The organism is Dechloromonas denitrificans (genome assembly GCF_020510665.1).
Lineage (GTDB): Bacteria > Pseudomonadota > Gammaproteobacteria > Burkholderiales > Rhodocyclaceae > Azonexus > Azonexus denitrificans_B.
The window spans coordinates 1,026,729-1,050,895 of the sequence record NZ_CP075187.1 but is presented as its reverse complement, the minus strand read 5'-3'; the positions used below and the strand labels follow the sequence as shown (position 1 = coordinate 1,050,895).

The window sequence follows — 24,167 nt, the reverse complement described above, 5'->3', positions numbered from 1 at the left end:
GATCAGACGTCGCCCTGAGCCTTGACCTTGTCCAGCGTCGAATGCAGCTTGTTCAATGCATTCAGGTAAGAACGGGCCGATGCGATAACGATATCCGTATCGGCGCCATTGCCATTGACGATACGCCCCCCCTTGGCCAGACGGGTCGTTACCTCACCCTGCGCATCAGTCCCGGTCGTGATCGCATTGACCGAATAAAGCAGCAATTCGGCACCGCTGCCGACAATCCCCTCGATTGCCTTGAATGTCGCATCAACCGGCCCGCCACCATCGGCCTCACCTGATTGCTCGACACCGCCGACACTCACGATCACCTTGGCGTGGGGCATTTCACCGGTTTCGGAACAGACCTTGGAATAAAGCAACTTAAAATGCTCTTGCTCCGGAGCGACCACATCATCGGAAACCAGTGCATGCAAATCCTCATCGAAGATTTCGTGCTTACGGTCGGCCAACTCCTTGAAGCGAGCAAAAGCTGCATTCAGCGCCTCATCCCCTTCAAGCTCAATCCCGAGCTCCAGCAGGCGACTCTTGAAGGCATTGCGCCCGGAATGTTTGCCAAGAACAAGCTTGTTCTGCGTCCAACCCACATCCTGCGCACGCAGGATCTCGTAGGTTTCGCGATGCTTGAGCACGCCGTCCTGGTGAATACCCGACTCATGCGCAAAGGCATTGGCACCGACGACCGCCTTGTTCGGCTGCACGGGATAACCCGTAATCTGGGAAATGAGCTTCGACGCAGGCACGATCTGGGTTGTCTCGATACGCGTCTCAACGGGAAACACATCGGCGCGCGTCCGCACGGCCATGACTATCTCTTCCAGCGCCGCATTCCCTGCTCGCTCGCCCAGACCATTGATCGTGCATTCGACCTGTCTTGCACCGGCCAGCACGGCAGCCAGTGAGTTGGAAACGGCAAGCCCCAGATCGTTATGGCAATGTACCGACCAGATCACCTTGTCAGAATTCGGCACCCGCTCAATCAGCTGACGCATTGTTTCAGCGTACTGCGAGGGGATGTTATAGCCAACGGTATCCGGCACATTGATCGTCGTGGCACCGGCCTTGATGACCGCATCGAAAATCCGGCACAGGAAATCGATATCAGAACGCCCGGCATCCTCGGCCGAGAACTCGACATCGTCGGTATATTCCCGCGCCCAGGCAATCGATTTGACTGCCTGCTCAACGACCTGATCAGGCGTCATGCGCAGCTTCTTTTCCATGTGGATCGGCGAGGTGGCGATAAACGTATGAATCCGCCTGGAACTGGCTGGCTTGATCGCTTCACCGGCACGGCGAATATCGTTTTCATTGGCCCGTGCCAACGAACAGATGGTTGAATCCTTGATCGCCTGGGCGATCGCATGGATGGAATCGAAATCACCAGGCGATGCAGCAGCAAAACCCGCCTCGATCACATCAACCCGCATTTTTTCAAGCTGGCGGGCAACGCGCAGCTTCTCTTCCTTGGTCATCGATGCACCGGGGCTCTGCTCACCGTCGCGCAAGGTCGTATCAAAAATTACCAGATGCTGCTTCATATTTTGCTCCGACAACTCAGGCAGTCTTGCGCTTGAACAAACCCAGCGCAGCCAGCACGTAGCCAGACAGACCGTAAAGGACAAAGAAACCGAACAAGGCGATTTCAGGACTATAGGCAACCAGCGCGAAGCCGAGAGCAATTGCTGCAATCACAAAAAACGGCACGCTCTTTTTCAGGTTGACGTCCTTGAAACTGTAATAACGGACATTCGACACCATGGTCACACCGGCAAAGATGGTCAAGCCACACGCCAGTGCACGCACATCGCTGCCTGCAACACCCGTGGTAATCATCACCCAGACCAAGCCGGCAACCAGTGCTGCAGCCGCCGGCGATGGCAAGCCTTGAAAGTAGCGCTTGTCCATCACCTCAAGGGTCGTATTGAAGCGTGCCAGACGCAAGGCCGCACCGGCGCAGTAAATGAAGGCAGCAATCCAGCCAAGGCGGCCGAGATCACGCAAAGCCCACTCGTAAACGACCAAGGCAGGCGCTGCACCAAAGCTGACCATATCTGAAAGAGAGTCATATTCGGCACCAAAAGCAGACTGGGTATTGGTCATGCGAGCCACCCGTCCGTCAAGCCCGTCAAGCACCATGGCAATGAAAATCGCCATGGCTGCACGCTCGAAATCCCCTTGCATCGCCTGAACGATGGCAAAGAAACCAGCAAAGAGCGCGGCAGTCGTAAATAAATTGGGCAGCACATAAATACCGCGCCGTTTGAGTTCGGGATTGAACAGGGCTTTACGGGGCTTGAGTTCGGTCATTGATCACTAAAATCCAGCCAAATGGGGAATTGAAGAATACACCCAATCACCCAAGGCACTTTCCGGAAATAACAAGGGCGGTGCGGAAAACCACACCGCCCGAAAGCGAAGACCGGGTCAGGCAAAAGCGCACTGTCCCGGCGAGCTGACAACCAGATTAGTTCTTGGTCTGGTCAACCAGCTTGTTCTTCTTGATCCACGGCATCATGTCGCGCAGCTGGCCACCGACCGTTTCGATCGGATGGACGGCGTTCAGGCGACGACGAGCCGTCATGCTCGGGTAGTTGGTACGACCTTCGAGGATGAACATCTTGGCATATTCACCGGTCTGGATGCGCTTCAGGGCGTTACGCATGGCAGCACGGGACTCTTCGTTGATGACTTCCGGACCGGTCACGTACTCACCGTACTCGGCGTTGTTCGAGATCGAGTAGTTCATGTTGGCGATGCCGCCTTCGTACATCAGGTCGACAATCAGCTTCAGTTCGTGCAGACACTCGAAGTAGGCCATTTCCGGAGCGTAACCAGCTTCAGTCAGGGTTTCAAAGCCCATCTTGACCAGTTCAACGGCACCACCACAAAGCACAGCCTGTTCGCCGAACAGGTCGGTTTCGGTTTCTTCGCGGAAATTGGTTTCGATCACGCCACCCTTGGTGCCGCCATTGGCAGCAGCGTAGGACAGAGCGATATCCTTGGCTTTACCGGACTTGTCCTGGTAAATGGCGATCAGGGAAGGCACGCCGCCACCCTTCAGGTACTCGGAACGCACGGTGTGGCCAGGGCCCTTTGGAGCAACCATGATCACGTCGAGGTCGGCACGCGGCACAACCTGGTTGTAATGCACATTGAAGCCGTGAGCAAAAGCCAAGGTAGCGCCCTGCTTGATGTTCGGCTCGATGTCGTTCTTGTAAACCTCAGGGATGTTCTCATCCGGCAACAAAATCATGACGACGTCAGCAGCAGCAACGGCAGCTGCAACTTCAGCAACCTTGAGGCCAGCGCCTTCGGCCTTGGACCAGGAAGCACCGCTCTTGCGCAGGCCAACCGTCACATTGACGCCGGAGTCGCGCAAGTTCTGTGCGTGGGCGTGACCTTGGGAGCCGTAGCCAACGATGGTGACGTTCTTACCCTTGATGAGGGAGAGATCAGCGTCCTTGTCGTAATAAACTTTCATGAAATCCTCTTTATATATAGATAGTTAGATCTTGAGAATGCGATCGCCACGACCAATGCCACAGACACCGGTACGGACGGTTTCGAGAATCAGGCCGGCATCAAGCGCGGCGATGAAGGAATCGAGCTTGGAGCTTGCCCCGGTCAACTCGATCACATAGGTCGATTCCGTAACATCGATGATGCGGCCACGGAAAATATCGGCCATACGCTTCATCTCTTCGCGGTCCTTGCCGGTTGCACGAACCTTGATCAACATCAGTTCGCGCTCGACGTGAGCAGCTTCGGAGAGATCGACCACCTTGACGACATCAACCAGCTTGTTGAGCTGCTTGGTGATCTGCTCGAGCACTTCGTCGGAGCCCGAGGTCAGGATAGTCATCCGGGACAGCGAGGGATCTTCCGTCGGTGCCACGGTCAGCGATTCAATATTGTAACCACGTGCAGAAAACAGGCCTGCAACGCGGGAAAGAGCACCTGACTCGTTTTCGATCAGGATGGAAATGATGTGTTTCAACATGTTTTTTTCCTTCCCCGCTTACAGATCTTCAGCGAGGATCATTTCGGTCAGGCCCTTGCCGGCAGCCACCATCGGGAAAACATTAGCCCCCGAATCGATGATGAAGTCGAGGAAAACCAGGTCATCCTTGTGTTCAACAAACGCCTTGCGCAGCGCCGGTTCGACATCCTCAGGGCGCTCGACCTTGATGCCGACGTGACCGTAGGACTCGGCCAGCTTGACGAAATCAGGCAGCGAGGTGACATAGGACTGCGAGTAGCGCTTGGAATAGAACATCTCCTGCCACTGACGCACCATGCCGAGCATGCCGTTATTCAGGTTGATGATCTTGATCGGGAAGCCATATTGCTTGCAGGTCGAGAGTTCCTGGATGCACATCTGGATCGAGCCCTCACCCGTCACACAGGCAACCTGTGCATCCGGATTGGCCATCAGCACACCCATGCCGTACGGCAGACCGACGCCCATGGTACCCAGGCCGCCCGAGTTGATCCAACGGCGTGGCTGGTCGAACTTGTAGTACTGCGCGGCAAACATCTGGTGCTGACCGACATCGGAAGTGATGAAGGCCTTGCCCTCGGTCACTTCGTAGAGTTTTTCGATGACAAATTGCGGCATGATGTTGCCCGTCTGCTTGTAACGCAACGAGTCGCGACCACGCCAGCCGTCGATCTGCTTCCACCAGTCCGCCACTTCTGGATTGGTTTTGAAGCTGCCATCCATCAACTTGAGAATTTCGTCGAGCACATCGGAAACATTGCCAACAATCGGCACATCGACCTTGACCCGCTTGGAGATCGACGATGGATCGATATCGATGTGAATGACGCGACGCTTTTCTTCACCGAAGTGCTCCGGATTACCGATCACGCGATCATCGAAACGAGCACCGACGGCGAGAATCACGTCGGAATAGTGCATTGCGTTATTGGCTTCGAAGGTGCCGTGCATGCCGAGCATGCCGACGAACTGCTTGTCGGTTGCCGGATAACCGCCCAGACCCATCAAGGTGTTGGTCACCGGGAAGTTAAGCTTGCGGGCCAGTTCGGTGAGCTTTTCGGCCGCATCGGACAGGATGACACCGCCGCCGGTATAAATAATCGGGCGCTTGGCTTCCTGCAGAATCTGCACAGCCTTCTTGATCTGGCCGAGATGGCCCTTGACGACCGGATTGTACGAGCGCATCTGGATCGACTTCGGATAGTCGAACTCGAACATCTGGGCCGTAATATCCTTTGGGATATCAACGACAACAGGGCCAGGACGACCGGTAGCGGCAATATGAAATGCCTTCTTGATCGTCACTGCCAGATCCTTGACATCCTTGACCAGGAAGTTGTGCTTGACGCAAGGCCGGGTAATACCGACGGTGTCGCACTCCTGGAAGGCATCCTGACCGATGTACTGGGTCGGCACCTGGCCACACAGCACAACCATCGGAATCGAATCCATATACGCGGTCGCAATCCCCGTCACCGTGTTGGTTACGCCAGGACCGGAAGTCACCAGCGCCACACCGACTTTCTGAGAGGAACGCGAATAGGCATCAGCCGCGTGCACGGCCGCCTGCTCATGGCGGACGAGAATGTGCTTGACCTGATCCTGCTTGAAAAGTGCATCGTAAATGTGCAAAACGGAACCACCCGGGTAACCGAAGACACAATCGACCTTTTCTTCCTGCAGGCACCTGATTACAATTTCTGCACCGCTGATCATCATTCTTGAGCCCAAAAAAGCTGTTGCCTAAAAGGGCGTAACCTTAATCGACCGCCCCTTTTCGGTCAAGGTTTGGCATCATAGCCACTTCTTGCTCAAGACAATTACTGGAAGAGACGACCCTGGCAACACCCCGAGAGTTATCAAGCTTTCTTGAATCCGTAGAACGCCGAGCCTTCAAGCAAGCCATGTTTGCAGTCCGCGAGGAAGAAGCAGCCCTGGATATCGTCCAGGACAGCATGCTCAAGCTCGCCGAAAAATACGGCGACCGTCCGGACGAAGAGTTTCCCATGCTCTTCCAGCGCATTCTGCAAAACACCATTCGTGATTATTACCGACGCAGCAAAGTCCGGTCGATGTGGACCACCCTTCTGTCGGCCTTCTCGTCAGACGATGACGATGATCACGACCCACTGGAAACGCTGGCGGCAGATGAAGATGATGCAGGACCGCGCACCCCTGAAAGCAAACTGCTGCAAGCGCAAACACTGAATGCGATTGACGACGAAATAAAAAAATTGCCGGCACGTCAACGGGAAGCCTTCCTGATGCGTTATTGGGAAGACATGGACGTAGCCGAGACCGCGGCTGCGATGGGCTGCTCAGAAGGCAGCGTAAAAACCCATTGCTCGCGCGCCACTCACGCGTTGGCAGCCGCCCTGTCGGCGAAAGGCATAAAACTATGAACGAAGAACGTTTCGCATCCCGTATCAGACAAGCGCTCAATCACGGCGCCAAGGACATCCCTCCTGCCGCCGCACGACGCCTGGAGGCTGCGCGCCATATCGCGCTATCCAGGCAAAAACAGCCTGTCGTCCAACTCAGCCTTGCTGGCACAGGCACATCCACGCTCAAGAACGGCGGACATAACGCTCCTTACCTGAAGCAAATATTGGCCATACTGGCTCTTCTGCTCGGCATGTGGATTTCTTTTTACTGGCACAGCGTCCAGTACATCACGGAACTGGAAGAGGTGGATAGCGCCCTGCTGTCTGACGACCTTCCGCCGGAAGCTTTCATGGACAACGATTTCTTCGAATGGCTCAAAGACGACACATCGGAGGAGTAATCCTCTGTTTGGCGCTAGCCTGCCCTATCCAGGCTGCCCCACCCACCACGGCAGTCATTGGCACCCCGCCGCAACCCGGCTGGGGCCAGTTGAATAACGAGCAAAAAAAGACGCTCGCACCACTCGCCAGCGAGTGGGACACAATGGAAAACATCCGGCGCAAAAAGTGGCTGGGGATCGCTGACCGCTACCCAAAAATGACGCCGGATGAGCAACAACGCATGCAGGACCGGATGCGGGAATGGGCGTCCCTCAAGCCCGAGCAAAGAGCAAAAGCCCGCGACACGTACAAAGACTTCAGCAGCCTCCCCCCCGAGCAGAAGCAGGTCATGAAACAAAAATGGGAGGCCTACGCCAACCTGCCACAAGATGAAAAACAGCGAGTTCGCGAAAGTGGGAAGTCGGCAAAATTACTGAATCCCCCGGTCGACCTCACAAAAACAGCGAATCCTGAGCAACCAGAAAATACGCCACAACCTGTGAGCGACCCTCAAAAACAATAAATGAACAACAAAATTCCCGGCCTGGGTCGTCGCCTCGCCAGCATGCTATATGAAAGTCTCGTTGTATTTGCAATATTGCTCATCGGATTTTTGATGCCGCAAATTGTTTTCTCAGGCTTTGGCTTCAGCGCGCCCCCCCAGTTTCTCTGGGTTCACGTCATCGCCCTGCTGATGTTTTATTTTGTGTGGTGCTGGCTGCACGGCGGGCAAACCTTACCCATGAAAACCTGGAAACTGCAGGTTGTGAATGCAAATGGCAGCCCGCTACGCCCGATGCAGGCAGTTCTGCGCTACCTGGCCGCCTGGCCGAGCATCCTGTTTTTTGGGGTCGGTATTTTTTGGGCTGTTTTTGATCGCGACAAACAGTTTCTGCACGACAGAATTGCAGGCAGCTGCATCATTGCGATTCCGCCACAAGCTTGACGCTAACGCCGCTCGACCCACCACAACATCCCCGCAGCGGCCAGCATGAACAAAGCTGATGGCGCGGTTGCACTGGCAAAGGGTGGCCAGGCGTTGATGATCCCCAGATTAGAGAAAAGTCCGTTCAGGGCGTAGAAAAGTATACCGAGCATGACGCCGGCGAATATTTTGAGACTAACCCCTCCGACGCGATCATGCGAATAGCCGAATGGCAAGGCCAAGGCCACCATGACCAGAGCGGCCAACGGATAGATGATTTTTTTCCAGATCGCAATTTCGTAACGTTCGGTCTGCTGCTTGTTTTCGGACAAATGCTGCCGGTAATTCAACAAGCCAAGCAGGGACATGCGCTCCGGGGAAACCATCAGCACCGACAGCAAGTCCGGGTTGACCGCGGAATGCCATTCCACCGTTTCACGACGCTCGACCCATGAGTTGTCAGCTTCAAGGACAGTCCGAACGACGCCACTCAGCAACCAGCGATCCGGCTGCTGAAAAACTGCATCCTCCGCTTCCATCACCGATTCCAGCGTATTGGCCGATGTGAACTTATAAATCCTGACGCCTTTCAGGCTGGAATCCGGCATTGCCTTGCGGATATTGATGAAGCTCCGCCCATCCTTGATCCACAATCCCGTTTCAAAACCTTGCTGAGCGATCACTTTGCTCAAGGCTCGCGCCCGTAGTTCCTGAGCGGTTCTCTCGGCAAAAGGCACCAACCCTTCGCCAACGAAAAGCGTCAGCAGTGCAAGCAAGCCGGCGACACGAAACAAAGTCATCAGCAAATCTTTGGTTGCCAGCCCCGAAGCGCGCAGAACCGTGATTTCAGAATGGCGCGCCAGCGTTGAGAGGGCGTAGAGACTGCCAATCAAGGTAGCAATCGGAATCAATTCGTAAATCAGCCCCGGCAGGCTGAGTGTGACAAAAAGCAGGGCATGGTTCAGTTGATAACCGCCCCGCCCAACGCTGCGCAACTCATTGATCAGATCGAAAAAACTGAACAGCGCGAGAAATGCCGCAAGCACCAGAAACACAGCCGCAAAAACTTCGCGCATCAAATAGCGCTGATACAAAGCGATACGGAACATCAGCTGTTTCTCCGCTGCCAGGGCATGCGAATGGCAATTCTGCGATAAAAGAGCAGGACCAGAGGCAGCAGCATGACGACATGCACGGCCCAAACGCCGATCCAGAAAGACAACTTACCTTGCGCCACCCAAGCCTGACTCACCGAAATCAGATTGCTGTAGATGGCATAGATCAGAATCGCGATCAACATGTTGGCCGAACGCCCGGCCCTCGGATTGACATACGACAGCGGAATTGCCAACAAGGCAAGAATCAGGGCCGAGACAGGCACGCCAATACGCCACAGCAACTCTCCGCGAGCCGGAGCACTGTCATCGAACAATAAATCCGTGATGGGCAGGCGATTTGGCGAACGATCGGCTGGCCTGGCCTCACCATCCTCGGTACGGACCTTGTAACGTTCGAACTCCATGACCTTGAACTCAGGCGTACCCGGCTCTACCTCGTAGCGACGACCATGTTCGAGAACAACAAATTTATCACCATTGGCAGCCACTTCCTGATGCCCGGCATCGGACATGACGACACCTAATTTCCCATCCTGGAAAGAGGCGACAAAAACATTGCCCATCTGGCTTGCGTCTTCCGTCACCGCCTCGACAAAAAAGACCCGCTGGCCGCGCTTTGCTTCACGAAAAGCCCCTGGAGCCACTTGCGAAACATCACTACGGGCAGAAAGCTTCTGCTTGTACTGTGCAGTGCTGTAGTTCGCCCACGGCGAAAGAAAGCCGGAGAGGGCGGCAATCGCCAGAACAATCGGCAAGGCAAATTTGAGCACCGGCGAAACCCATGCGGTTAATGAACGGCCACACGAGAACCAGACCACCATTTCCGAATCGCGATAGGCGCGCGACAAACTGAGCAGAATGGCGACAAACAGCGTCAGGGAAAGCAAAACCGGCATGAAGTTCAGCGCGGCAAACCCAAGCAGCGAAGCAACGGCTTCGGGCGCAATATGCCCACCCGCCGCATCTTTCAGCAAACGGATTAATTGTGTGGAAGTCAGGATGGCCAGCAAGGCAACACTAATGCCAGCAGCTGCCTGAGCGAACTCACGCCTGAGGGCGCGCTCAAATATCATGCTTTGACGAAACCGAAAAAATGCGGGGATAATCCCGCGGATACTGATATTTCCCTGAACAGGAGCAGCCTGTGGAATTTAGCATAAAAAATGGTAGCCCGGAAAAACAGCGCGGCAGCTGTGTTGTTGTCGGTGTTTTTGAACCCGGCAAGCTGACCTCTCCGGCAGCACTGCTCGACAAGGCAAGCAACGGTTTTATCGCCAAGATCATCCAGCGCGGCGACATGGAAGGCAAGCCAGGCAGCACACTTCTGCTCCACGACGTACCGGGTGTACTCAGCGAACGTATCCTGCTGGTTGGCCTGGGCAAGGAAAAGGATTTCCGCGACAAGGGGTTCACCAGCGCTCTCCGCAGCACATTCAAAAAGCTGAACGAGATCAGTTTGTCGGACGCAACCCTGTACCTGACTGAACTAGCCGTGAAAAAACGGAGTGTTGCCTGGTGCGTACGCCAAGCAGCAAGCATTGCGCTGGATACGACTTACAAATTCGAGCAATTCAAGACCCAAAAGAGCGAATCCCACCGCCAGCTGGAAAAGCTCAAAATCGGCATTGAGCGCCGCCGTGAACTCTCCGACGCCACGACGGGCCTGGAACAAGGCATCGCAATCGGGGAAGGCATGGCACTGGCCAAAAACCTCGGCAACCTTCCGCCCAATATCTGCCACCCCAGCTACCTGGCCGAGCAAGCCCAAGCCATGGCTGCAGAATTCAAGCTGGAATGCAGCGTTCTTGAGCGTGCTGACATGGAACAACTCGGCATGCACTCACTGCTCGCCGTGGCCAAAGGCTCGCACCAACCGCCCAAGCTGATCATCCTGAATTATCGAGGCGCCAAAAGCAGCCAGAAACCGATTGTTCTGGTTGGCAAGGGCGTCACTTTCGACACGGGCGGCATTTCTCTCAAGCCCGGTGCCGAGATGGATGAAATGAAGTACGACATGTGCGGTGCAGCCAGCGTCCTGGGGACACTTCACGCCGTCGCACGGATGGCCCTGCCGATCAACCTGACGGTGATCGTACCGGCCACTGAGAACATGCCGGGTGGTGCAGCCACCCGACCGGGCGACATTGTTACTTCGATGTCCGGCCAAACCATTGAAATTCTTAATACCGATGCCGAAGGTCGCCTGATTCTGTGCGACGCACTGACCTATGCCGAACGCTTCGAGCCGGAGACGGTGATCGATGTTGCCACGCTAACGGGGGCCTGCGTTGTCGCTCTCGGCAACATTGCCACCGGCCTGTTTGCCAACCAGGACGACCTGGCCCGCGAACTGCTGGACGCTGGCGACGAAGCTTTCGACCGTGCCTGGCACATGCCGCTTTGGGATGATTACCAGGACCTCCTGAAAAGCCCGTTCGCCGACATGGCCAACATTGGCGGGCGCTGGGGCGGTGCAATCAGTGCCGCCTGTTTCCTCTCGCGCTTCACCAAGAAGTTCACCTGGGCTCACCTCGATATCGCCGGTACCGCCTGGAAATCAGGCAGCGACAAAGGCGCAACCGGCCGCCCGGTCCCGCTGTTGACGCACTACCTGCTGCAACGCGCCGGAAAGCTCAATTGACCCAAGTCTTCTTTTATCACGGCGCAACCGACAAGATAGCCGCTGCCTGCGCGCTGCTCGGTGGCGCCTACGCCAAAAAGAAAGCCATGCTGGTCTACGCCACCGACAAGGAAATTGCCGGTGGTGTCGATCGCTGGCTGTGGACACACCCCGCACTCAGTTTCGTCCCGCACTGCCGGGCTGACTCGCCGCTGGCGGCAGAGACGCCGATCCTGATTACCGACCGGCTGGACAGCCCCGCCCAGCAGGAACGCCTGATGAACCTCAGCCACGACATCCCCCCCGGCTATGCGCGTTTTCAGAACCTGATCGAAGTGGTCGGGCAAAGCGATGAAGACCGTTCGGCGGCTCGTGAACGTGTCAGGTTTTACAAGGAACACGGCTGCGAAGTCCGCTACTTCGACCTGAGCGAACGTTAAGGAGCACAGCGTGCCCAGTCCCATCCTTGCCCGAGCCGACGCCCTGATGCAACGGCGTCGTGCCAATACACCGGAAGGCGAAGACGTTCCCATCCTGACCGATGCGATCGTCGAGGAAGATGACTTTCCCGTTCTGCTCGACATCGAGACGCCGGCAGACGTCGCATCGTCAGTTCTGGCAACGCAGGAAGACCCGCCGCCATCGATCGATGCGGCCATGCTTGACATCATCACGCACGAATTGACTCGGCGGATCAATGAGCGCCTTGCCGCTGAACTCCCAGGCATGATCGAGGCTACCGTCCGCGATTTCCTGGCCGAGCGGGAAGAACTGGCCAGACTCCAGCCTGCCGAGCCAGATCCCATCTGAACCGGGGCTATGCTCCGGTATAATTGTCGGTTTCCCCATTTCCGACAAGCCCATGGAACTCGCCAAAGCCTTCGAACCAGCCGATATTGAACGCCGCTGGTACCCCGAGTGGGAATCTCAAAATTACTTTGCTGCCGGCGTCGACCGCAGCAAGGCTCCTGACGAAAACTTCTGCATCCTGCTGCCGCCGCCCAATGTGACCGGCACGCTGCACATGGGCCACGGTTTCAACCAGACGATCATGGACGCGCTGACCCGCTATTACCGGATGCGCGGCCACAACACGCTGTGGCAGCCGGGCACCGACCACGCCGGCATCGCGACGCAGATCGTCGTTGAACGCCAGTTGGACGCCCAAGGCATTTCGCGCCACGACCTCGGCCGCGAGAAGTTCCTGGAAAAAGTCTGGGAATGGAAGGAATACTCCGGCAACACCATCACCAAGCAGATGCGCCGCATGGGCACCAGCCCAGACTGGAAGCGCGAACGCTTCACGATGGATGCCGGCCTCAACACGGTGGTCAACGAAACCTTCGTCCGCCTGTTCAATGAAGGCCTGATCTACCGCGGCAAGCGCCTGGTGAACTGGGACCCGAAACTGAACACCGCGGTGTCCGACCTCGAAGTCGTGCAGGAAGAAGAAGACGGCTTCATGTGGCACATCCGCTACCCGCTCGCCGACGGTTCGGATAGCCTGGTGGTCGCCACCACCCGTCCGGAAACCATGCTCGGCGACACCGCCGTGATGGTCCACCCGGAAGACGAACGCTACAAGCACATGATCGGCAAGCTGGTGAAACTGCCGCTGACCGGCCGTGAAATCCCGATCATCGCAGATTCCTACGTCGATCTCGAATTCGGTACGGGCTGCGTCAAAGTGACGCCGGCGCATGACTTCAACGACTATGCCGTCGGCCAGCGCCACGGTTTGCCGATGATCTCGATCCTGACACTGGATGCGAAGATCAACGATGAAGCCCCGGAAAAATACCGCGGCCTGGACCGTTTTGACGCCCGCAAGGCCGTCGTTGCCGACCTCGAGGAACAGGGCATCCTGATCAAGGTCGACAAGCACAAGCTCAAGGTGCCGCGCGGCGACCGGACCAATGTCGTCATCGAGCCGATGCTCACCGACCAGTGGTTCGTCGCCATGAGCAAGCCCGGCGAGGACGGCAAGTCGATCACCGAGAAGGCGCTCGACGTCGTGCATTCCGGCGAGATCAAGTTCTACCCGGAAAACTGGGTCAATACCTACAACCAGTGGCTGAACAACATCCAGGACTGGTGTATTTCGCGCCAACTCTGGTGGGGCCACCAGATTCCGGCCTGGTACGGCGACAACGGCGAGATCTTCGTTGCCCGCAACGAGGAAGAAGCCCGTGCCGAAGCCGCCAAGCAAGGCTACAGCGGCGCCCTCAAGCGTGACGACGACGTCCTCGACACCTGGTTCTCCTCCGCCCTGTGGCCGTTCTCGACCCTGGACTGGACCGGCGATGAGGCAATCGACGCAGCCAACCCGATTTTGCAGCAATATCTGCCGTCGACCGTGCTGGTCACCGGTTTCGACATCATCTTCTTCTGGGTCGCGCGCATGGTCATGATGACCAAGCAGATCACCGGCCAGATCCCGTTCAAGCATGTTTACGTGCATGGCCTGATCCGCGATGGCGAAGGCCAGAAGATGTCGAAATCGAAGGGCAATGTGCTCGATCCGATCGACCTGATCGACGGCATCGACCTCGAAAAGCTGATCGAAAAGCGCACCACCGGCCTGATGAACCCGAAGCAGGCCGAAAGCATCGCCAAGAAGACCAAGAAGGAATTCCCGGAAGGCATCGCCTCCTTCGGTACCGACGCGCTGCGCTTTACCTTCGCTTCGCTCGCCTCGCCGGGCCGCGACATCAAGTTCGACCTGAATCGCTGCGACGGCTACCGCAATTTCTGCAACAAACTGTGGAACGCCACGCGCTTCGTGCTGATGAATGTCGAAGGCCATGACCTGGCCCTTGATCATCAACAAGGCGGCGATGGTGCTTGCACGGTCGACGGCGAAAAACGCCTCAAATTCAGTTTTGCCGACCGCTGGATTGTCAGCCAGCTGCAACGCGTCGAACAGGAAGTCGAGCGTCACTTCACCGACTACCGTTTCGACCTGATCGCCCAGGCCATCTACAAGTTCGTCTGGGACGAGTTCTGCGACTGGTATCTGGAAATCGCCAAGGTCGAGATCCAGACCGGCGACGAAGCACAGCAGCGCGGCGCCCGCCGAACCCTGATCCGCACGCTGGAAGCCGTGCTGCGCCTGGCGCATCCGCTGATCCCGTTCATCACCGAAGAGCTGTGGCAGACTGTCGCACCGATCGCCGGGCGCAAGACACACGATTCGATCATGCTCGCCGACTACCCGCGCGCCGATCTGGCCCGCCTCGACCCGGCTTCCGAAGCCAAGGTCGAGCGCCTCAAGGCACTGGCCTACGCCTGCCGCAACCTGCGCGGCGAGATGAACGTCTCGCCAGCCCTGCGCATGCCGCTGCTGGTTGCCGGTGGCGGCGACGAGATGGCCGACTTCGCCCCCATCCTGCAAGCTCTGGGTAAGCTCTCCGAGGTACAACTGGTAGACGACATGCCAACCGATGCCGTGGCACCGGTCGCCGTGGTCGGCGAAACCCGCCTGATGCTCAAGGTGGAAATCGACGTTGCGGCTGAAAAGGTGCGTCTGGCCAAGGAAATCGAAAAGCTCGAAAAGCAGATCAGCATCGCGCAGAACAAGCTGGGTAACGAAGGTTTTGTTGCCCGCGCTCCGGCCGCCGTGATCGATCAGGAAAAGCAGCGAGTTGCCGATTTCACGGCCACGCTGGAAAAACTCAAGCCCCAGCTTGCCAAGCTGGGCTAAACGAAAAGGAAAGCAATGTCCGAAGACAAACGCGGTTTTTTTGCCCAGATATTCATCGCCTTGATGATTTTTACCGCCCTGGTATGGGCCTGGACGGTGGCCTTCATCATTTCATGGCCCTGGGAAAAGAACTCGACCTGGAAACCGGAATTCCGTGTTGCCGCAGTGTGTGCCAACAAGGAACCCTGCGGACTGGCTTACAGCGAATTGGCCGAAGCCAAGGCCAAGGGCCTGTACACCACGCTTGAAATGCCTGAGCCGGCCGGCGATATCGAGGAAGCCGCCAACTGGCTGAAGTGGAAGAAGGAAAATGGCATTTATGAAGTCAAGGCTTCTTCCTGGCACTTCCAGACCACCATCCGCTACAAAGTCGAAGATGATGTACCGGTTCTGGTCGAATATCAGGATGTCGCAGCCAAGGCTTTCTATTACGGCGTGGCAGCAGGCCTGTTCTCGCTGATCGGTATTTACTTGCGCAAATTGCGCAACTGACCTGCATTACTGCGGTCGACGGCCTGGAAACGAAAGTTTTCAGGCCGTTTTGTTTGGGGGGTTATTGCTCCAGCTCGGCCCGGAGCAAACCACGCAGCGAATTGCCCAGCCAGAATCCGGCCGCCAGATCTTCCGGCCTGAGCACGGCTTCGCGAGCACGCCCGGCCGCCAGCAAGCCGGCCCGCAACACTCCCGGCAAACAGCCGCTGCTCAGTGGCGGCGTCAACAGCATACCGTCCCGCTCGACAAAGATATTGCTGCGCGCACCTTCCGCCAGTTCGCCACGCTCGTTCAGAAAAATCACATCAAATACGGCCGAATCGGGCGGCAACGAGGCCAGCGCCGCGTCGTAAACCTGGCGCTCGGTGGTTTTATGGCGGCGCAGAATACTGCTGGAATCAATCGTCTGCAGCGCAATTCGGGCCAGATGGCCTGTCTCTGGCAAATCAACAAGCGGGAAAGCAGCCACTTCCAGATTGCCCGCCTTGTCCAGCGTCAATCTGACACGCCAACATCCATGTGTCGGCTGTGCCTCAAGTTGCCGAGACAACTCGGCAACATCCAGCTTGAATCCGAAACATTGAGCAGAATGCTGCAAACGGCTCAGATGCAGGGCTCGGCGCAGATAAACCCCGCCTTCCAGACGCAGTGTCTCGATCAGCTTCAAACCGGGATCACAACGATGTAAGAACTGGCTTTTCAACAAGCATTCCTGCCACTCGGCTTCGGCCACCGAGTCAGCCACGATCCCGCCGCCTACACCCAGCTTGCCACGACCATCGGCGGCAAGTTCCAGCGTCCGGATCGCCACGTTGAGCCGGAAATCGCCATTCGGTGCCAGCCAGCCCAAGGCACCGGTATATAAACCGCGCGGGGCAAGTTCAAGCTCGGCAATGATTTGCATGGCACGAATTTTTGGCGCACCGGTAATCGAGCCGCAGGGAAAAAGCGCTACCAGCACATCCGCCAGGCTGGACTGGCCGATCCGTGCAGAGATTTCCGAAACCATCTGCCAGACGGTCGGGTAATCCTCGATATCGAACAAACGGTCGACCCTGACACTGCCGGGCTCGGCAATCCGCCCAAGATCATTGCGCAGCAGATCGACAATCATCAGATTCTCGGCCCGGTCCTTGGCCGATGTACGCAAGATTTCCGGCGCTTTCGAACGGGCGGCAGTCCCCTTCATCGGGCGCGTCACCAGGCGTTCGCCCTGCCGTTCAAGAAACAGCTCGGGAGAAAGCGAAACAATTGCCGCCCGGTCATGGCCGACAAACCCGCCATAGCGCACCGGCTGCACGGCCCGTAAACGGGCATAAAGCGCCAAAGCCGAGCCGAACCAGGAAAAATCGGTGGGAAACGTCAGATTGACCTGATAGCAATCGCCATCCGAAATCAGCTGTTTGATGCGGTCGACCGCAGCAGCATGCTCATTTTGCGAAATAGACGGACGAATTTCGCCAACGCCACCCGCCGCCTGAGCAAGCTGCCCGGCCAGCCAGAGATCGGCTTCGGAAGCGGTCAGCGGAGTACATCGTGCGAAATGCCAGAATCTGGCCAACGGGCGCTCGACCGAAGCCTGCCATGACAGCGGCGCAGCTTTCGGCTCGAAAACATAGCCAAGTTCGTAATCCAGCGCAACGACGCGCCAACCCGGCTTGTCTTCCAGGTCAACCAGTGCGCAAGCGAGCGTTGCCGCATCGTGCGCCTCCCGAGAATCGACCAGATCCTCGAAAAGCCAAGCGGCGGGCTCACCGGCTGGCGCCCGCCTGTCTTCAAGAAAAGCGTAAAACAGGGGAATTACTTGCGCTTGAGGTAAAACTCGAAAATCCGATTTTCCTCTTTGTGTGCCAGCAGCTCGTTATCGGTCTGCTTGGCGAAAGCCGGAAAATCCTTGAGCGCACCGGGGTCGGTCGCCAGGACGCGCAACACCTGTCCTGATTCCATCTCGGCAAGGGCCTTCTTGGTCCGCAAAATGGGCAACGGGCAATTCAGCCCTTTAACGTCGAGATCGCGATCAAATTCCATGGTCGATTGGCCAGTTGATGAGGGTGGGAATTTTACCCTTAATTGCGGCGTTCCTTGAGTTCATCCAGCTGGCGACGTTTCATTTCACGCAGACGAGTGTCGATCACCGACATCTCATAAAAATTGGCATCGCCCGCCCGCTGCGCCAGCTGCAACTGCTCGATGGCCGCCGCCGTCTGCCCCTGCAGGGAAAATGATTCGGCCAGGGCCTGGTGTTGCTGGGCGCGACGCCCCTGCCCGGCAAAGCTCTCGGCCCGCATCTTGTGCAGACGAATATCCTGCGGATAGCTCTGCAACTGGGTTTCGACAAAGCGTAGCGCATCGTCAAAACGCCGGGCGCCAATCAAGGCGCTGGCATAACCGTAGAGCAGCCCCTGGTGGAAGGGATAGCGCTGCATCGCCTCGCGGTACAGGGCCAGGCCGGCATCCGCATTCCCCTGGGCAATTTTTATCTCGGCCAGCATGCGTTCAAGTATGGCCGATGAAACCTTCAGCTTGCGGGCCAGCAAAATCTCCTGCTCGGCTCCGCCCCAATCCCGGGCACGAAACAAGGCATACGCCAGACCAAAATGCACGGAGGCCTCGGAGGCATACTTCTTCTCGCGGACAAGCTCATCGAAATCTTTCACCGCCTCGCGTGGCGTCCCCCGCATGGCGCGCAATTTTGCACGCACCAATTGGAAATCCGGACTATCAACATACTGGCGATACGCCACCGATTGCTCGCGGTTCTGCATATCGGTCAGGCGCTCGCTACTCAGCGGGTGAGTCCGCAAATACGCTGTCGCATTGTTTTCATACAAGCGAACCGCCTTTTGCAGGCGCTCGAAGAACAAGGACATGCCGCGGACATCAAAGCCGGCACGCCGAAGAATCTCGAAACCGAGTCGATCGGACTCCCGCTCGAAATCACGGGAAAACGCCAGCTGGGCAGAAATCGCCCCGGCCTGCGAGGTGGCAATTGCCGCCCCCGCGACCTGCGAGCTGGAGCGTGCCGCCAGCAGCGCCAGCCCCATGGCCAGCATGGAAGCCATGCTCAGTTTCTTCGACTGGAATACCTGGCGGGCAATATGGCGCTGGGTGACATGGGAAATTTCATGCGCCATGACACCGGCCAGCTCGGACTCACTCTGGGCCGACAACAAAAGGCCGGTGTGAATCCCGATGTACCCACCGGGCATGGCAAAGGCATTGATGCTCGGATCATTGATCGGGAAAAAGACGAATCCCATGCCCGGGTCGTTGCTTACGGCCGTGAGACGCCCGCCAAGCTGATTCAGATAGGATTCGACATCGGCATCATCGAGATATGCATGATCCCGCCAACGAATCTCGTTCATGATCTGCTGGCCGATTTTCTTCTCGGTCGCCAGGGAAAGATCATTACTCGCCACATCGCCCAATTCCGGCAGATCGTCGGCCAGCACAGGCTGAGTCAGCAGGGACAGGGCGAGCAGACCGGCGACAAGGCGTTGAGCGAAGGGCATGGTGCTATGATAGCGCAGCCTCTCGAATCGACGCTTCCGCCGCAACGTAACCCTTTGTAATCTCCCGTGACGAACCAGCCTCTTACTCATTTCAACAGCGCCGGCCAGGCTCATATGGTCGACGTCGGCCAGAAGGCCGAAACCGCACGCACCGCCCGCGCCGGCGGCAGCATTTTCATGAACCCTGAGACGCTGCAACTGATTGCCGATGGCAGCGCAAAAAAAGGGGATGTCCTCGGCATTGCCCGCATCGCCGCGATCCAGGCATCAAAGCGGACAGGCGACCTGATTCCGCTCTGTCACCCCATCGCACTGACGCGCGTCACCGCTGACTTCGTCATTGATCAAGCCAACGCCGCAGTCCATTGCGAAGTCACCGCCGAATGCTTTGGCAAAACCGGTGTTGAAATGGAAGCGCTGACGGCCACCTCGGTTGGGCTGCTGACCATTTACGACATGTGCAAGGCCGTCGACCGCGGCATGCGCATTGAAAACGTCCGCCTTCTGGAAAAGAAGGGTGGAAAATCAGGCCACTGGCTGGCCGACTGAACGTCAGAAACCCTCATGCTTGAATTACGCCGCAAACTACTCAAAGGTGCCAGCGCCACACTGCTCGCACCGCTTATCGGCAGTGGCCTGCTCATGCCGGGCAGACTGATCGCAGCCGAGTGGAACCGCAGTGCCTTTACTGCACGGACCATTAACGAAGCGCTGAAGGCCCAGGGCTACGCCGGTGCAACCGAATCGCGCGATATCCTGATCACTGCGCCGGAAATCGCCGAGAACGGTGCAAAAGTTGAAATCGACATCACCAGCAATATTCCCAACACACGCAGCCTGGCACTTTTTGCCGACAAAAATCCGATGCCGCTGTGCAGCAATATTGACTTCACGCCACCTGCGTTGCCCTACGCTCGCATCCAGATCAAACTCGCCGAAACCACACGTCTGCGCATTGCCGTGAAGACCGGTGACGGCAAAACCCATATCGCTTTCAGGGAAGTCAAAGTCACCCTGGGCGGTTGCGGAGGGTAATCAAGCATGGCCGACCAGATCAAGATCCGCACCCTGACCCAGGGCGAAATCACCGACATCCGGGTACTCATGCAGCACCCGATGGAAACAGGGCAACGCAAGGATGAACGAGGCCAGACATTGGCGCTGCATTTCATCCAGAATTTCACGGTCAACCTGAATGGCAAGCCACTTATCGATGGCCAGCTGAATACATCGGTCTCGAAAAATCCGCTATTCACCTTCAAGGCCAAAGGCATCAAGGCCGGCGACAAGCTGGCAGTGAACTGGACGGACAACACCGGTGACAAGCGCCAGGATGAAATAACCGTCAGCTGATGCTGCTTTGACGGACACAAAAAAAGCCCGCCTGGCAACAGGCGGGCTTTTAGTTTGGTGCTATTCGGTGCTTAGGCGCGCTGAATGTTGGACGCCTGCTTGCCCTTGGGGCCTTGCACGACATCGAAAGAGACTTTGTCGCCTTCTTTCAGGGTCTTGAAACCATTCATATTGATGGCGGAGAAATGTGCGAACAGATCTTCGCTGCCATCATCAGGAGTGATAAAGCCAAAACCTTTGGAATCATTAAACCACTTGACGGTGCCAATTGCCATGTCTGAAACTTTCTTACAAAAAACTATAAATTACGGGTCTCCCCGACTCCCTGTTTGAGTTCAGCGACCCGATGCCTTGGGCAATCCCGGTACAAATGAATCCAAACACGATTGCTTTCTACGCGACTTGAATTGCAGCGTCAACGATTTTCGATGCCGCAATGCAGCATAACCAAAGCATAAAGTCAGACTTATTTTTCCCGGTTGCACAATGGACCGGACTGTATAGAATCGAACGCATGGCTACAAAGTATCAGGAAGATGGACTCCACGAGGCGCAACGCGCCGGACTGGAACCTCCAAAGATGTTCAAGGTGATGTTGCTGAACGACGATTTCACACCGATGGAATTTGTCATTACCGTACTGCAGCGTTTTTTTTCTCTGGACACTGAACAAGCGACGCGAATCATGCTCAAAGTTCACAACGAAGGCCGTGGCGTGTGCGGGATATTCACTCGTGACGTGGCGGCTACCAAGGTGGAACAGGTGAGCGCCTTCGCCCGCCAGCACCAGCATCCGCTTGCTTGCATCATGGAGGAAAACTGATGATTGCCCAGGAACTCGAAGTCAGCCTGCACATGGCTTTTGTCGAGGCGCGTCAAAAACGCCACGAGTTCATTACCGTTGAACACCTGCTACTGGCGCTGGTCGATAACCCGTCAGCCGCAGATGCCTTGCGTGCCTGTGGTGCGAAACAGGATTTGCTGCGCAAGGACCTGAGCAATTTCATCATTGAACATACGCCGACCGTTTCAGGTGAAGATGACATCGACACCCAGCCGACACTCGGTTTTCAGCGGGTCATCCAGCGCGCCATCCTGCACGTTCAATCATCGGGCAAGAAGGAAGTGAACGGTGCCAACGTGCTGGTTGCCATCTATGGTGAAAAAGACTCTCACGCCGTTTATTTTCTTCAAAAGCAAGGTGTTACACGACTTGATGTGGTGAACTACATCTCGCACGGCATCAGCAAGGTACCGCAACAAAAAGCCCCTGCCGAAGGTGAACCGGAAGCTGAAGGCGAGCAGGCGCAGGCCGGCCCGCTCGAGCAATACACGATCAATCTCAACGCGCTCGCGCTGCAAGGCAAGATCGACCCGCTGATCGGCCGTGACAAGGAACTCGAACGCGTCATCCAGACCCTGTGCCGCCGGCGCAAGAACAATCCGCTGCTGGTCGGCGAAGCCGGTGTCGGCAAGACGGCCATTGCCGAAGGCCTGGCCCGCCGCATCGTCGAGGGCGACATTCCGGACATTCTTGCCAAAGCGAATGTGTACGCACTCGACATGGGCTCATTGCTGGCTGGCACCAAATACCGTGGCGATTTCGAGCAGCGGCTGAAGGGCGTGCTCAAGGCGCTGCAGGAAAACCCGAACGCGATTCTGTTCATTGACGAAATCCATACCTTGATCGGTGCCGGGGCCGCATCCGGCGGCACGCTGGACGCTTCCAATCTGCTCAAGCCGGCGCTTTCCTCGGGCCAGTTGAAGTGCATCGGGGCAACCACCTACACCGAGTTCCGCGGCATTTTCGAAAAGGACAGCGCACTTTCTCGTCGCTTCCAGAAGATCGATGTCAACGAACCATCGGTGGCTGAAACGATTGAAATCCTCAAGGGTTTGAAAGCCCGCTTCGAGGCCCATCACGGCATCAAGTATTCGGCAACGGCACTCTCTTCGGCGGTCGAGCTGGCCGCGCGCTATATCACTGATCGCCATTTGCCGGACAAGGCCATCGACGTGATCGACGAAGCCGGTGCGGCACAACGCATCCTGCCGAAATCGAAGCAAAAGAAAGTGATCAACAAGACTGACATCGAGGAAATTGTCGCCAAGATCGCCCGCATCCCGTCGCAGCATGTGTCACTGGATGATCGCGGTGCGCTGAAAAACCTGGATCGCGACCTGAAAGCCGTGGTTTTTGGTCAGGACAAGGCCATTGATGCGCTCGCCAAGGCCATCAAGATGGCTCGCTCCGGCTTGGGCAATCCGGGCAAGCCGATTGGTTCCTTCCTGTTCAGCGGCCCGACCGGCGTCGGCAAAACCGAAGTAGCCAAGCAATTGGCCTACTGCCTGGGCATCGAACTGACCCGCTTCGACATGTCGGAATACATGGAGCGCCACGCAGTCTCGCGCCTGATCGGCGCCCCGCCGGGTTATGTCGGATTTGACCAGGGTGGCCTGTTGACCGAGGCTGTGACCAAGAAACCTTACTGCGTACTGCTGCTCGACGAAATCGAAAAAGCGCATCCGGACATCTACAACATCCTGCTGCAGGTGATGGATCACGGCACGCTGACCGACAACAACGGACGCAAGGCTGACTTCCGCAACGTCGTCATCATCATGACGACCAATGCCGGTGCTGCTGATTTGCAAAAATCGAGCATGGGCTTCACGGCCAACAAGCAGGCCGGCGACGAGATGGCCGAGATCAAACGCCTGTTTACGCCGGAGTTCCGCAATCGCCTGGATGCAACCATTTCCTTCGCGCCGCTCGATCGGGAAATCATCCTCCGCGTGGTCGACAAATTCCTGATGCAACTGGAAGAACAGTTGCACGAGAAAAAGGTTGAAGCGCACTTCACCGAGACGGTCAAGAACATGCTCGCCGACAAGGGTTTCGACCCGCTGATGGGTGCCCGGCCAATGTCGCGCCTGATTCAGGACACGATTCGTTCAGCCTTGGCTGACGAGTTGCTGTTCGGCAAGTTGGCCAGTGGCGGTCATGTCACGGTCGACCTCGATAAAGAGGGCAAAATCAAACTCGATTTCGAGGAAGAAAAAGCCGAAGCAACTGTCTGACAATTGCCAGCCACCCCGAAAGCCGTGCAAGATTGCACGGCTTTTTTATTTCCGGAGACAAACCCATGAGTTTCAAGACCCCCGACCTGTGCGATGAATTTGAAGGCGACATCGGCAAAAGCCTGCGCATCGTGAGCCCGATGTTCCAGCGTTATGGCGCTCGCGCCACTTTTAGCGGCGAAATCGTTACCCTGAAAATTTTCGAGGACAACTCCCTGGTCCGCACTGCTTTTGCAGAGGACGGCAAGGGCAAGGTCCTGGTGATTGATGGCGGCGGCTCCTTGCGTTGCGCCCTGGTCGGTGATCAGTTGGCCATCCTGGCCCAGAAAAATGGCTGGGAAGGTGTCGTGGTTTATGGCTGCATCCGTGACTCGGGCGACATCAACGGGATCGATATCGGTGTGCGTGCGCTGAACACGCATCCCCAGAAAAGCATCAAAAAGAATGTCGGCGACCGCGACATTGCCGTCACGTTTGGCGGCGTGACCTTCAATCCGGGCGAGTGGCTTTATGCCGATGAAGATGGCGTTCTGGTTTCAAGCAAACCGCTCATCTAAAACGACCAAGGGGGCCTATAGGCCCCCTTGAT

26 protein-coding genes are annotated in these 24,167 nt (G+C 56.8%); 15 read left to right on the top strand and 11 right to left on the bottom strand.

Features of this window, described 5'->3' with window-relative positions:
• Positions 1–2: 2 nt before the first annotated feature.
• From KI614_RS04890 to ilvB, 5 genes are all read right to left on the bottom strand, one after another.
• On the bottom strand, positions 3–1,544 hold the full coding sequence (locus tag KI614_RS04890; protein WP_226408283.1) for a 2-isopropylmalate synthase: 1,542 nt from the start codon (positions 1,542–1,544) through the stop codon (positions 3–5).
• 16 nt (positions 1,545–1,560) lie between these two features.
• Positions 1,561–2,313 (bottom strand): CDP-diacylglycerol--serine O-phosphatidyltransferase, encoded by a 753-nt coding sequence (pssA, locus tag KI614_RS04885; RefSeq protein ID WP_226408281.1) that lies wholly within the window; start codon positions 2,311–2,313, stop codon positions 1,561–1,563.
• Between the two features lie 157 nt (positions 2,314–2,470).
• Positions 2,471–3,487, bottom strand: a complete 1,017-nt coding sequence (gene ilvC / locus KI614_RS04880) for a ketol-acid reductoisomerase (RefSeq protein WP_226408279.1) — start codon at positions 3,485–3,487, stop codon at positions 2,471–2,473.
• A 24-nt stretch (positions 3,488–3,511) separates the two neighbouring features.
• On the bottom strand, positions 3,512–4,003 hold the full coding sequence (gene ilvN / locus KI614_RS04875) for an acetolactate synthase small subunit (RefSeq protein ID WP_203469324.1): 492 nt from the start codon (positions 4,001–4,003) through the stop codon (positions 3,512–3,514).
• Positions 4,004–4,024: 21 nt separating this feature from the next.
• On the bottom strand, positions 4,025–5,725 hold the full coding sequence (gene ilvB / locus KI614_RS04870) for a biosynthetic-type acetolactate synthase large subunit (protein ID WP_203468982.1): 1,701 nt from the start codon (positions 5,723–5,725) through the stop codon (positions 4,025–4,027).
• 74 nt (positions 5,726–5,799) lie between these two features.
• Here ilvB and KI614_RS04865 point away from each other — a divergent pair, with 74 nt between their 5' ends.
• The 4 genes from KI614_RS04865 (at position 5,800) to KI614_RS04850 (ending at position 7,717) form a co-directional block, all read left to right on the top strand.
• Positions 5,800–6,408 (top strand): RNA polymerase sigma factor, encoded by a 609-nt coding sequence (locus tag KI614_RS04865; RefSeq protein WP_319002849.1) that lies wholly within the window; start codon positions 5,800–5,802, stop codon positions 6,406–6,408.
• Positions 6,405–6,791, top strand: a complete 387-nt coding sequence (locus KI614_RS04860) for a DUF3619 family protein (protein WP_226408277.1) — start codon at positions 6,405–6,407, stop codon at positions 6,789–6,791. Before KI614_RS04865 ends, KI614_RS04860 begins: the two co-directional genes overlap by 4 nt.
• Positions 6,792–6,880: 89 nt before the next feature.
• Complete coding sequence (locus KI614_RS04855) at positions 6,881–7,294, top strand: DUF3106 domain-containing protein (RefSeq protein ID WP_264178102.1); 414 nt, start codon at positions 6,881–6,883, stop codon at positions 7,292–7,294.
• Complete coding sequence (locus KI614_RS04850; RefSeq protein ID WP_226408274.1) at positions 7,295–7,717, top strand: RDD family protein; 423 nt, start codon at positions 7,295–7,297, stop codon at positions 7,715–7,717.
• A gap of 2 nt (positions 7,718–7,719) precedes the next feature.
• Here KI614_RS04850 and lptG read toward each other — a convergent pair whose 3' ends face one another.
• Both lptG and lptF read right to left on the bottom strand, forming a co-directional pair.
• On the bottom strand, positions 7,720–8,805 hold the full coding sequence (lptG, locus tag KI614_RS04845; protein ID WP_203468978.1) for an LPS export ABC transporter permease LptG: 1,086 nt from the start codon (positions 8,803–8,805) through the stop codon (positions 7,720–7,722).
• Complete coding sequence (gene lptF, locus KI614_RS04840; RefSeq protein WP_203468977.1) at positions 8,805–9,887, bottom strand: LPS export ABC transporter permease LptF; 1,083 nt, start codon at positions 9,885–9,887, stop codon at positions 8,805–8,807. The genes lptG and lptF overlap by 1 nt, the downstream gene beginning before the upstream one ends.
• Positions 9,888–9,958: 71 nt before the next feature.
• Here lptF and KI614_RS04835 point away from each other — a divergent pair, with 71 nt between their 5' ends.
• From KI614_RS04835 to KI614_RS04815, 5 genes are read left to right on the top strand one after another with little or no spacing between them, the layout of a single operon-like run.
• Positions 9,959–11,455 carry a leucyl aminopeptidase gene (locus tag KI614_RS04835; RefSeq protein WP_226408273.1) on the top strand — a complete coding sequence of 499 codons (1,497 nt, stop codon included), beginning with the start codon at positions 9,959–9,961 and terminating at the stop codon, positions 11,453–11,455.
• Complete coding sequence (locus KI614_RS04830; RefSeq protein ID WP_203468975.1) at positions 11,452–11,874, top strand: DNA polymerase III subunit chi; 423 nt, start codon at positions 11,452–11,454, stop codon at positions 11,872–11,874. The genes KI614_RS04835 and KI614_RS04830 overlap by 4 nt, the downstream gene beginning before the upstream one ends.
• A gap of 10 nt (positions 11,875–11,884) precedes the next feature.
• A complete protein-coding gene (locus KI614_RS04825; RefSeq protein ID WP_226408272.1) occupies positions 11,885–12,244 on the top strand; it encodes a hypothetical protein in 360 nt (119 codons plus the stop codon).
• 52 nt (positions 12,245–12,296) lie between these two features.
• Positions 12,297–15,137 (top strand): valine--tRNA ligase, encoded by a 2,841-nt coding sequence (locus KI614_RS04820; RefSeq protein WP_226408271.1) that lies wholly within the window; start codon positions 12,297–12,299, stop codon positions 15,135–15,137.
• A gap of 15 nt (positions 15,138–15,152) precedes the next feature.
• Positions 15,153–15,629 (top strand): hypothetical protein, encoded by a 477-nt coding sequence (locus KI614_RS04815; RefSeq protein WP_226408270.1) that lies wholly within the window; start codon positions 15,153–15,155, stop codon positions 15,627–15,629.
• 61 nt (positions 15,630–15,690) lie between these two features.
• Here KI614_RS04815 and pabB read toward each other — a convergent pair whose 3' ends face one another.
• The 3 genes from pabB to KI614_RS04800 all read right to left on the bottom strand — a co-directional run bounded on the left by pabB (position 15,691) and on the right by KI614_RS04800 (position 19,144).
• On the bottom strand, positions 15,691–17,220 hold the full coding sequence (pabB, locus tag KI614_RS04810; RefSeq protein ID WP_413464194.1) for an aminodeoxychorismate synthase component I: 1,530 nt from the start codon (positions 17,218–17,220) through the stop codon (positions 15,691–15,693).
• A gap of 209 nt (positions 17,221–17,429) precedes the next feature.
• Positions 17,430–17,657, bottom strand: a complete 228-nt coding sequence (locus KI614_RS04805) for a sulfurtransferase TusA family protein (RefSeq protein ID WP_203468971.1) — start codon at positions 17,655–17,657, stop codon at positions 17,430–17,432.
• 38 nt (positions 17,658–17,695) lie between these two features.
• Entirely contained in the window at positions 17,696–19,144 is a 1,449-nt protein-coding gene (locus KI614_RS04800) for a M48 family metalloprotease (protein WP_226408269.1), read from the bottom strand.
• Between the two features lie 114 nt (positions 19,145–19,258).
• Between KI614_RS04800 and moaC the strand changes: the two genes are divergently transcribed.
• From moaC to soxZ, 3 genes are read left to right on the top strand one after another with little or no spacing between them, the layout of a single operon-like run.
• Positions 19,259–19,693, top strand: coding sequence for a cyclic pyranopterin monophosphate synthase MoaC (moaC, locus tag KI614_RS04795; RefSeq protein WP_413464193.1), 435 nt, complete (start codon positions 19,259–19,261; stop codon positions 19,691–19,693).
• A gap of 15 nt (positions 19,694–19,708) precedes the next feature.
• Positions 19,709–20,179 (top strand): thiosulfate oxidation carrier protein SoxY, encoded by a 471-nt coding sequence (gene soxY, locus KI614_RS04790; protein ID WP_226408267.1) that lies wholly within the window; start codon positions 19,709–19,711, stop codon positions 20,177–20,179.
• A gap of 6 nt (positions 20,180–20,185) precedes the next feature.
• Positions 20,186–20,497 carry a thiosulfate oxidation carrier complex protein SoxZ gene (gene soxZ / locus KI614_RS04785; protein WP_226408266.1) on the top strand — a complete coding sequence of 104 codons (312 nt, stop codon included), beginning with the start codon at positions 20,186–20,188 and terminating at the stop codon, positions 20,495–20,497.
• 71 nt (positions 20,498–20,568) lie between these two features.
• Here soxZ and KI614_RS04780 read toward each other — a convergent pair whose 3' ends face one another.
• Positions 20,569–20,772 carry a cold-shock protein gene (locus KI614_RS04780; protein WP_203468966.1) on the bottom strand — a complete coding sequence of 68 codons (204 nt, stop codon included), beginning with the start codon at positions 20,770–20,772 and terminating at the stop codon, positions 20,569–20,571.
• 239 nt (positions 20,773–21,011) lie between these two features.
• Here KI614_RS04780 and clpS point away from each other — a divergent pair, with 239 nt between their 5' ends.
• The 3 genes from clpS (at position 21,012) to rraA (ending at position 24,135) form a co-directional block, all read left to right on the top strand.
• Positions 21,012–21,320, top strand: a complete 309-nt coding sequence (gene clpS, locus KI614_RS04775; protein ID WP_203469322.1) for an ATP-dependent Clp protease adapter ClpS — start codon at positions 21,012–21,014, stop codon at positions 21,318–21,320.
• On the top strand, positions 21,320–23,578 hold the full coding sequence (clpA, locus tag KI614_RS04770) for an ATP-dependent Clp protease ATP-binding subunit ClpA (RefSeq protein WP_226408265.1): 2,259 nt from the start codon (positions 21,320–21,322) through the stop codon (positions 23,576–23,578). Before clpS ends, clpA begins: the two co-directional genes overlap by 1 nt.
• 65 nt (positions 23,579–23,643) lie before the next feature.
• Positions 23,644–24,135, top strand: coding sequence for a ribonuclease E activity regulator RraA (rraA, locus tag KI614_RS04765; RefSeq protein WP_226408264.1), 492 nt, complete (start codon positions 23,644–23,646; stop codon positions 24,133–24,135).
• Positions 24,136–24,167 lie beyond the last annotated feature (32 nt).

Coding starts and splice junctions, on each gene's coding strand:
- KI614_RS04890 (WP_226408283.1), bottom strand. CDS start 1,544: ATGAAGCAGCATCTGGTAATTTTTGATACGACCTTGCGCGACGGTGAG.
- pssA (WP_226408281.1), bottom strand. CDS start 2,313: ATGACCGAACTCAAGCCCCGTAAAGCCCTGTTCAATCCCGAACTCAAA.
- ilvC (WP_226408279.1), bottom strand. CDS start 3,487: ATGAAAGTTTATTACGACAAGGACGCTGATCTCTCCCTCATCAAGGGT.
- ilvB (WP_203468982.1), bottom strand. CDS start 5,725: ATGATGATCAGCGGTGCAGAAATTGTAATCAGGTGCCTGCAGGAAGAA.
- KI614_RS04860 (WP_226408277.1), top strand. CDS start 6,405: ATGAACGAAGAACGTTTCGCATCCCGTATCAGACAAGCGCTCAATCAC.
- KI614_RS04850 (WP_226408274.1), top strand. CDS start 7,295: ATGAACAACAAAATTCCCGGCCTGGGTCGTCGCCTCGCCAGCATGCTA.
- lptG (WP_203468978.1), bottom strand. CDS start 8,805: ATGTTCCGTATCGCTTTGTATCAGCGCTATTTGATGCGCGAAGTTTTT.
- lptF (WP_203468977.1), bottom strand. CDS start 9,887: ATGATATTTGAGCGCGCCCTCAGGCGTGAGTTCGCTCAGGCAGCTGCT.
- KI614_RS04820 (WP_226408271.1), top strand. CDS start 12,297: ATGGAACTCGCCAAAGCCTTCGAACCAGCCGATATTGAACGCCGCTGG.
- KI614_RS04815 (WP_226408270.1), top strand. CDS start 15,153: ATGTCCGAAGACAAACGCGGTTTTTTTGCCCAGATATTCATCGCCTTG.
- KI614_RS04805 (WP_203468971.1), bottom strand. CDS start 17,657: ATGGAATTTGATCGCGATCTCGACGTTAAAGGGCTGAATTGCCCGTTG.
- KI614_RS04800 (WP_226408269.1), bottom strand. CDS start 19,144: ATGCCCTTCGCTCAACGCCTTGTCGCCGGTCTGCTCGCCCTGTCCCTG.
- moaC (WP_413464193.1), top strand. CDS start 19,259: ATGGTCGACGTCGGCCAGAAGGCCGAAACCGCACGCACCGCCCGCGCC.
- soxY (WP_226408267.1), top strand. CDS start 19,709: ATGCTTGAATTACGCCGCAAACTACTCAAAGGTGCCAGCGCCACACTG.
- soxZ (WP_226408266.1), top strand. CDS start 20,186: ATGGCCGACCAGATCAAGATCCGCACCCTGACCCAGGGCGAAATCACC.
- KI614_RS04780 (WP_203468966.1), bottom strand. CDS start 20,772: ATGGCAATTGGCACCGTCAAGTGGTTTAATGATTCCAAAGGTTTTGGC.
- clpS (WP_203469322.1), top strand. CDS start 21,012: ATGGCTACAAAGTATCAGGAAGATGGACTCCACGAGGCGCAACGCGCC.
- clpA (WP_226408265.1), top strand. CDS start 21,320: ATGATTGCCCAGGAACTCGAAGTCAGCCTGCACATGGCTTTTGTCGAG.
- rraA (WP_226408264.1), top strand. CDS start 23,644: ATGAGTTTCAAGACCCCCGACCTGTGCGATGAATTTGAAGGCGACATC.